A 7,746-nucleotide genomic window follows, 5' to 3' on the forward strand; every position below is an offset into this window, starting at 1 on the left:
CTCATCGTGCGAGCGCAGCCACTGGAGCACGGCCACGAGCGGCTTGAAGCTCGCGCTGGCGACCCCATGCCGGTCGGGTCCTCGCCCGGCTTCAGGAAGACCGGCACGATGATCCTGGGAGCCGTCGCGGCTACTGACGCTGTACGGCGGCACGTTAGTGCGAGCGGCCGCGAAGTACGCAATGCAGGTGAAGCCGACGCCTGCCTGGGAAGGCACGCGATCGGCTTCACGTGGGAAGGCGCGCCAACGCCTGCCCATATCCCTGTGCGCACAGGTTGGAGCCCAGTAGCAATCAGGGTTGACCTGACGATCTGTATGAGCAGTCCGTCGGTCTGTGATGAAGAGTCTGGACTGCCGATGGTGATCACGAAGAGTTGAAGCGGCGTGAAATTGAATCAACCCAGGTCAGCGCAGAGGTTCCGATATCGGTGAGTGAGTAGAGAACGGGCCGATTCTTCCTATTTCTTACCGATAGGCCGCCGGGGAACACGTGGTGAGAGCGATTACAGCGCTCTCACCTGCGACGTTAGCCGTCTGTCATCGGGCTAAGTCGACTTTTCCGCCCCGCAACGTTCTACCAGCACATGGTAAGAGCGGGTGCAGCGCTCTGACCTGGGGTGATCGTCGATATCTTCGAGCTGTGTCGTAGTTCGTGTGGGTGTGGATGTGGGGCATGTGCGACTTGAGTTTCGGCGATGCCATGTTGGCGTGTTGGTGAGCCAAGGGTTTGACCGAGTGTCACTTGTGCGTTAGCGGCTGGGAAGCTGGGCCCAGCAGTCCATCCGTGCGTAGGGAGCGCCAACTCCCGCTGATCGCACGGCTGGACCCATCGGTTGGAGCCAAGTAGCACCGTCCGGCGATCTCGCGGTCGCCGGACGGTGGTTAGGGAGATTTCTATGGGCGTCAAGCCCTCCGCCGCGGCAAGCGCCGCAGCCACCGAGTTTGCGTCGTCCGGCAGCGAGACCACCCATCCCACGAACGGCCGCTTCGGCATGCCGCATGCCTTTGTGATCACCATGTGCATTGCCACCGCGGCGGTCCTCACCCAGCGCGGTATGGCTGCCAGCGATGCCCTGTTCCTCCTCGCGGGCGCTTCCAGCAGCGGTGGCGCGGTTGTCCTGCTCGTGGTGACCGGAGGCCGCCGCGCCGGCCGGGTTAACCGCCTCGTGCGGGCCTACTTCACCTCGGGGAACTGAGGTGGCCGCCATCATGGGACGCCGCGAGAACGCCATCGACTGGACCGTCCCGGCACGCGCGGAGCTGGCGAGCTTTTTGCGTGCCCGTAAGAAGGCCGTCAACTTGACCCACGAGCAGATTGCCGACCGCGCGAACGGCACACCGTCGAAGGCGACACTTCGCCGTGCCACCTCAGGCGTCACGGTTCCGCTCTGGGGCACCGTCGCAACTTTCGTCGAGGTGACCACCACCAAGGAGGAAGAGTTCATCGAGAGCGTCAAGGCGCCTTTGGCGCGTGCCCTGGAACTGTGGATCCGCGCGCGTCGAGCCACCCGGGCGCCGTACTACATTCATAAGGCACCCGATCCGACCCTCATCTGGGATGCGGCGGACTTCAGCCGGGCACTGCGCGCCCAGCACGTGTGGGCCGGCTGCCCCACCCCCGGGGAAATGGAGCGGATGGCCGGCCCCGGCGAACTGCCGAGCAGCACCACCCGCCGCATCATCAACGGCAGCACCCTGCCCGTCGACCCCCAGCAGGCCCTCGCCTTCCTGAAAGCCTGCTACGTGACCGCCCCCAGCGACCACGATCTGTGGCTTGCCGCAGCACTACGAGCCTTCCTCAACACCCCCTTGCTCAGCGTGAAAAACTTCAAGACCTGGACCCAGGCCCACGACAAGCTGCTCACCCAGCTCCACGTCATTCACGAAGGCACGTCCCAGTCCCCGTCCCTGCTCCGCATTGCCGCCTGAATCGCCGCCACGGATGTTGCCCGACGCAACATCCAACCTCGGTTGGACCGTGCGCGAGCGGTAGTCTGACGTGGCGACGTGCAAAGCCTCCGAGGCCATCAGACCTCGGAGGCCTCTGCGGTGAAGGCGGGCGGCGCTGCGCTGGTAGCAGAAGTACGATGTGAATTGTCTACGCCGCCCACTCGACTCCGAGTTCGGTGAGGGCGGCGCGCTGCGGGTCGGTGAGCTTGTCCCGTCGCTGCTTCTGGTTGGCGTACCAGACGCCCAGCTTCAGCTCGTGCTCTTGGTCTTCGATGACGATCCGCTCAACGTGAGACCGCGCCACGACGTGAGTTTCCTCCCGTGCGACGTATTGCGCGAGGGCTGTCAGGCCGCGCTGGAACGCCTTGCTCGGCCCATTCGGCGCGCTGGTGGCCGCCGGGGCGGGGGACGGCGCCTGGGTGGGCTGCACGCCCATCGCGGACAGCCGTTCCTGCTGCTCCGTCGACAGCTGCGCCCAGGTGCGCGCCTCCCGCTGCCGCGCGAGCCACTTGCCCAGGTCGTCGCCCTCGAAGACGACGCCCGGCGCGATGTAGGGCAGAACGCCGTCGGCGTCGGCCAGGTCGGCGAGGACGCGGTAATGCCGCTGCCAGTCCAGGGGCCAGGGGCAGTCCCAGTCGGGGTCGATCGCCGCCAGCTGCTTGGCGCGCACGGCGGCCCGCTCCGGGTCCTTCCCGAGGCCGCCCTTGCGGCGGAGGTTGGCCATGTGCTGTCCGATGGGCACCATTGCCTCGCCCTCGCCTCGGGGTGAGGTGTCCGGTGGCCCGCCGGTAGGACCGGAGCGCGGCGAGTTTGTTCTCCCAGGCTTCCTCGCCCGGTTCCCAGACCATCCCGGCCTCCGGGGCGTCCAGCAGGGTCTTGCGGCGCGGCTCGAGTTCCCCGGCCCGTAGGGCTTTGCACTGCTGGTGCACCCACCGCCCGAGGGGGAAGTCCTTCGTGACGCCGACCTCGGTCTCGGTGTCGTACGGCACGGCGTACAGGCCGGTGATCTCGTTCTCCGCCCGCCACCGCAGCAGAGCCTGGTAGCCCTCCAGCCACACCAGCGACTCCGGCCGGTAGACCCGCGTCCGCAGGAACGCCGCGATCGTCGCTGCGTCGCGCGGGCTGGAGAAATGCAGCAGCGCTGCCTCGGCGGCGGCCTGCGTGTCGTCGTCCTCCTGGTCCTCGCCGTCACCCTCGCCGCCGGCCCCGACGATCCGCCCGTCCTCATCGCGTCGGACGTGGACCTTGCGCTGCCCACTGGTGAGCGCGCGGGAGGCGAGCTGCTCGACCAGGCGCTCATCGTGCGAGCGCAGGCCCTGGAGCACCGCTACACCCATCCGACCAGGAGCAGCGCGCCGATCAGCGTGGTCATCGTGGACTCCGGGCCGTCAGTGGTCGCCGCTGCTCATTCCGCGCATCATCACGATGCAGGCGATCGCGACGAAGATGAAGCCGATGCTGACGATTCTGGTGGCGACGAGGACGATGGCGATCATCGGGATGCAGCAGGCGATCATCATCCAGCCGTGGCCACTGTGGTGGCCGCCTTGCTGCGGGTCGGGGGACTGGGACGGGTCCGGGGCGTGGTGATGTGGGTCGTGGGCGCTCATCGCGGGCTCCGTAGGGACTTGGGTACGTGGCCGAGCTTGGCGTACAGCGGGCAGTGGCCGAGCGCGCCGGTGACCAGGAGGTCGAGTCCGGCGACGATGAGCAGCACCTCCAGGACGACGGCGAGGACCGATCCCGCGCTGGCGATCAGGACGAGGCCGACGATGATCCCGGCGAGGCCGACGGCGACACGGCCGACGCGTTCGGCGGGGGTGATGTTGATGCTGCGCCAGCGAGGCGGGTGCACCGCGGTGGGACGGATGGTCATGGCGGATTCCTCCTCGGCGAGAGCGATCACGGCGCCTTGCTGTTGGTCTGGTCACGCGCTGGGCTGGTGCGTCATCCCTGTTTCGTGGAGGGCGGGGAGGCGCGCAGCGCGGTCAGTCGCCGCTGGTATTCGTCCTCGTCGATCTCGCCGCGGGCGAACCGCTCGGCGAGCAGCTGCTCGGGCGAGGGCCTGGCCGGGCTGTGGGTGTGCTCGCTGGTGCGGCCCAGGGCGCGGAAGAGCAGGACGGCGGCGGTGATGATCAGCGCCCAGAAAAGGATCATGCTGGCCGACATCGCGAACCAGCCCCAGCCGCCGACACCGTGGTCGAACCAGAACATCATCACGAATTACGTCTCCAGTCACCCGGACGGCGGGTGCGGGCCGCTGTCCGGCTCGGTTGTTGCGTTACTGCCATGGTCACGCGCTGTCGGTCGCGGGGTGCAGGGTCCACTGGTCCCGGCCGTTGGGCCGCGCAGCCCCTACCTGGTACGGGTAGCCGCGCGCGAGGATGGAGGGGAGCGAACACGCAGGGAGGACGATCTGCCATGGGTGTCGCCGATGTCGTCGTGGTGGTCTTTGCCGCCGTGCTGATGGCCGGGCTGGGCTGGTTCTTCTTCGGTCCGCGCCGGGCCCGCACCGCGCGGTTGGAGGGCGGAGTGCAGCGGGTTGAGGTGACCGTGCGCGGCGGTTACAGCCCTAGCGTCATCCGGGTCCGTCAGGGCGTGCCGGTGGAGGTGGTCTTCGACCGGCAGGAGAGCGGGGAGTGCACCTCCCGGGTCGTCTTCCCCGACCTGCGGGTCAGCGCCGGGCTGCCGGCTTACGCACGCACCACCGTGCGTCTTCGCCCGTCCGACGTGGGTTCCTTCGGCTTCGCCTGCGGGATGAACATGATCCACGGCACGCTGATCGTCGAACCGGCGGACGGCCCCAGTTCCACGGAGGTCACCCCCGACGGTGGCGCTGCCACCGCTGCGGAGCCTGCGAGGGGCGGGGGGACCGGAGCCGAGGCGGAAGCGGCGGAGGCCGCCGAGCGGAGGGCGGAGATCGACGACCTGACCCGCCGGGTCGCCGTCGGCGCGGTGCTCACGCTGCCGGTGCTCTTCGCCGTGATGGCCCGTGAGCTCTTCGGCGCCGACTGGGTCCCCGGCTGGATGCTCAACCACTGGATGCAACTGGCACTGATCACACCGGTCATGTTCTACACCGGCTGGCCGATCCACTCGACCGGCTGGCTGACCCTCAAGCACCGCGGCGCGGACATGAACTCCCTGATCACGCTGGGCACCACGGCCGCCTACGGCTACAGCCTGCTGGTCACCCTCGCCCCAGGCCTGCTCCCGCAGGACGTACGGGAGGTGTATTTCGAGGCGGTCGGGGTGATCCTCACCCTGATCCTGCTCGGCAGGTTGCTGGAGGCCCGCGCCAAGGCCGGCACCGGGGAGGCCATCCGCGCCCTGCTGGGCCTGCAGGCCCGCACCGCCCGCGTCGTGCGCGACGGGGCCGAGACCGAGATCCCGGTGGAGGATGTCACGGTCGGCGACGAGGTGGTGATCCGGCCCGGGGAGAAGGTGCCGGTCGACGCCGTGGTGCTGTCCGGATCCTCGGCACTGGACGAGTCGATGGTCACCGGTGAGCCGATGCCGGCCACCAAGCGGGCCGGGGACACGGTCATCGGCGCCACCGTCAACGGCACCGGGTCGCTCCGGGTCCGGGCGAGCAAGGTCGGGGCCGACACGATGCTCGCGCAGATCATCCGCATGGTTCAGCAGGCCCAGGCGTCCAAGGCCCCCATCCAGCGACTCGCTGACGCGGTCTCCGCCTGCTTCGTGCCCGCCGTCATCACCATCGCCATCGCCACCTTCGCCCTCTGGTACACGATCGGACCCGCACCGGCCCTGACCCTCGCGCTGGTCTCCGCCGTTGCGGTGCTGATCATCGCCTGCCCGTGTGCGCTGGGTCTGGCCACCCCGCTGTCGGTCATGGTCGGCACCGGCAAGGGCGCTCAGGCGGGCATCCTCATCCGCTCCGCCGAGGCGTTGGAGACGGCCCACAAGCTGGACACCATCGTCCTGGACAAGACCGGCACCGTCACTGCAGGCAAGCCCGTCCTCACCGATATACGCGCCGCCGACGGCTTCCAGGAAAGCGAGCTGCTGGCCCTGGTGGCCGCGGCGGAGACCGACAGCGAACACCCGCTCGCGGCGGCCATCGTCACCGGGGCCCGCGACCGCGGCCTGACCTGGCTTGCAGCGAGCGGCTTCGACTCAGTCACCGGCAAGGGCGTACAGGCCACCGTGGACGGCCACATGGTCCTGGTCGGCACCGCCCGCCTGCTCGGCGATGTCGGCATCGACACCGGTGCGCTCAACCCGGTCGCGGACGGCTTCTCGGCCGAGGGCAAGACCCCGGTGCTTGCCGCGGTCGACGGACGGCCCGCCGGTGTGCTCGCTGTTGCCGACACCGTCAAGGACGACTCTGCTCAGGCCATCGCCGCCCTGCACCGGCTCGGCATCGGGACGGTCGTCATCACCGGCGACAACGCCCGCACCGCCGCAGCCATCGCCGCCCGGGTCGGCGTGCGCCGCGTGCTGGCCGAGGTGCTGCCCGAGCACAAGGCCGATGAGATCCGCCGCCTGCAGGGCGAGGGCCGCAAGGTGGGCATGGTCGGAGACGGCATCAACGACGCCCCCGCGCTGGCCGCCGCTGACGTGGGACTGGCCATCGGCACCGGCACCGACGTCGCCATCGAGGCCGCCGACATCACCCTCATCTCCGGCTCCCTGACCGGCGTCGTCACCGCCATCCAGCTCTCCCGCGCCACCATGCGCAACATCCGGCAGAACCTCTTCTTCGCCCTGGTCTACAACGCCATCGGCCTCCCCGTCGCCGCCGGAGCCCTCTACCCGCTGTGGGGCATCCGCCTCAGCCCCATCATCGCCGCCGCCGCGATGGCGCTCAGCTCCCTCTCGGTCGTCACCAACGCGTCCCGCCTGCGCCACTGGCGTACCAGCCCGCTGCCACCCGCCACGACGGAACCCGTCGAACCCGAGGTTCACACCGCTGCCGACCTTGCCCGGACCCACCCCGCGGCAGCAGGTGACGGACAGGAACCGCACCACTCGCCTGCGTCCAGAGCCGGGGAGAAACAACACCCAGGCGCCGAGGCAACGGCGGTGGACCCGGTGTGCGGCATGCACCTTTCCCCAGTCACCGCCGCCGAACGACGCGACACCCGCAGCGGCAGCTACTACTTCTGCTCCACGCAGTGCGCAGCCACCTTCGACGCTGCCCCGGACCACTACCTGGCACCGGCCACAGGCGGGACTCAGGAAGGAGGGGAGAACAGGTGACCACCCTCCCCGACCACACAAACACCCCGGACCCGGCATCGACTTCGAGCACGGCTCCGCCCGGTTACGCCGACCACAAGGGCGACCACCTGGCCCGGCTGCGCAAGGTCGAGGGCCAGGTGCGCGGGGTGACCCGCATGGTCGCCGACGACCGGTACTGCATCGACGTCCTCACCCAGATCAGCGCCGTCACCCACGCCCTGCAGGAAGTCGCGCTCGGCCTGCTCGACGACCACGTGCGGCACTGCGTGACCGATGCCGCACGATCGGAGCCTGCAAAGGGCGAGGCCAAGCTCGACGAACTCGCCCTCGCCCTGCGCCGGGTATTGCGCCTGTGACCGCCCCGCTCTCACGGAACACGAAGCGACATCGGAACCGGCCGCGGGTTCTGCACGGCCGATAAGCACACCGAGCTGGACGTCACATGGTGACCTCACCATCGGTCCCTGGCCACGAACACCCAGGCAATTCAATTACTGATCGTTTCAGAATGAGGTCCGGAGTCGTCTCAAGCAGATGATGCTGCAGGCGAGTTGGAGCAGTCCGAGGTGGAGGTCCGCGCGTATCTCG

7 protein-coding genes and 1 pseudogene are annotated in these 7,746 nt (G+C 68.9%); 4 read left to right on the top strand and 4 right to left on the bottom strand.

Annotated features, from left to right (window positions below; all coding sequences use genetic code 11):
• Positions 1–896: 896 nt before the first annotated feature.
• Both ACZ3IC_RS31515 and ACZ3IC_RS31520 read left to right on the top strand, forming a co-directional pair.
• On the top strand, positions 897–1,196 hold the full coding sequence (locus ACZ3IC_RS31515; RefSeq protein WP_467421823.1) for a hypothetical protein: 300 nt from the start codon (positions 897–899) through the stop codon (positions 1,194–1,196).
• Positions 1,197–1,209: 13 nt separating this feature from the next.
• The gene (locus ACZ3IC_RS31520; RefSeq protein ID WP_467421825.1) at positions 1,210–1,929 is read left to right on the top strand and encodes a hypothetical protein; all 720 of its coding nucleotides are present in this window, start codon (positions 1,210–1,212) and stop codon (positions 1,927–1,929) included.
• Positions 1,930–2,098: 169 nt separating this feature from the next.
• Here ACZ3IC_RS31520 and ACZ3IC_RS31525 read toward each other — a convergent pair.
• The 4 genes and pseudogenes from ACZ3IC_RS31525 to ACZ3IC_RS31540 form a co-directional block, all read right to left on the bottom strand.
• Positions 2,099–3,281: pseudogene (locus tag ACZ3IC_RS31525) on the bottom strand (helicase associated domain-containing protein); the annotation flags it as partial.
• A 57-nt stretch (positions 3,282–3,338) separates the two neighbouring features.
• On the bottom strand, positions 3,339–3,560 hold the full coding sequence (locus ACZ3IC_RS31530; RefSeq protein WP_467421827.1) for a hypothetical protein: 222 nt from the start codon (positions 3,558–3,560) through the stop codon (positions 3,339–3,341).
• Positions 3,557–3,826: a YgaP family membrane protein gene (locus tag ACZ3IC_RS31535; protein ID WP_467421829.1), complete on the bottom strand. Its 270-nt coding sequence runs from the start codon at positions 3,824–3,826 to the stop codon at positions 3,557–3,559. Before ACZ3IC_RS31535 ends, ACZ3IC_RS31530 begins: the two co-directional genes overlap by 4 nt.
• A 71-nt stretch (positions 3,827–3,897) precedes the next feature.
• Positions 3,898–4,167, bottom strand: a complete 270-nt coding sequence (locus ACZ3IC_RS31540) for an SHOCT domain-containing protein (RefSeq protein WP_467421841.1) — start codon at positions 4,165–4,167, stop codon at positions 3,898–3,900.
• 204 nt (positions 4,168–4,371) lie between these two features.
• Here ACZ3IC_RS31540 and ACZ3IC_RS31545 point away from each other — a divergent pair, with 204 nt between their 5' ends.
• Positions 4,372–7,176 (top strand): heavy metal translocating P-type ATPase, encoded by a 2,805-nt coding sequence (locus ACZ3IC_RS31545; RefSeq protein ID WP_467421832.1) that lies wholly within the window; start codon positions 4,372–4,374, stop codon positions 7,174–7,176.
• Entirely contained in the window at positions 7,173–7,514 is a 342-nt protein-coding gene (locus tag ACZ3IC_RS31550) for a metal-sensitive transcriptional regulator (RefSeq protein WP_467421834.1), read from the top strand. Before ACZ3IC_RS31545 ends, ACZ3IC_RS31550 begins: the two co-directional genes overlap by 4 nt.
• Positions 7,515–7,746: the final 232 nt, after the last annotated feature.

It is taken from the genome of Streptomyces sp. NPDC002958 (assembly GCF_055563255.1).

What these genes read in the sequence shown, in the direction of transcription:
- ACZ3IC_RS31515 (WP_467421823.1), top strand. Translation starts at nt 897, where the DNA reads ATGGGCGTCAAGCCCTCCGCCGCGGCAAGCGCCGCAGCCACCGAGTTT.
- ACZ3IC_RS31545 (WP_467421832.1), top strand. Translation starts at nt 4,372, where the DNA reads ATGGGTGTCGCCGATGTCGTCGTGGTGGTCTTTGCCGCCGTGCTGATG.
- ACZ3IC_RS31530 (WP_467421827.1), bottom strand. Translation starts at nt 3,560, where the DNA reads ATGAGCGCCCACGACCCACATCACCACGCCCCGGACCCGTCCCAGTCC.
- ACZ3IC_RS31535 (WP_467421829.1), bottom strand. Translation starts at nt 3,826, where the DNA reads ATGACCATCCGTCCCACCGCGGTGCACCCGCCTCGCTGGCGCAGCATC.
- ACZ3IC_RS31520 (WP_467421825.1), top strand. Translation starts at nt 1,210, where the DNA reads ATGGGACGCCGCGAGAACGCCATCGACTGGACCGTCCCGGCACGCGCG.
- ACZ3IC_RS31540 (WP_467421841.1), bottom strand. Translation starts at nt 4,167, where the DNA reads ATGATGTTCTGGTTCGACCACGGTGTCGGCGGCTGGGGCTGGTTCGCG.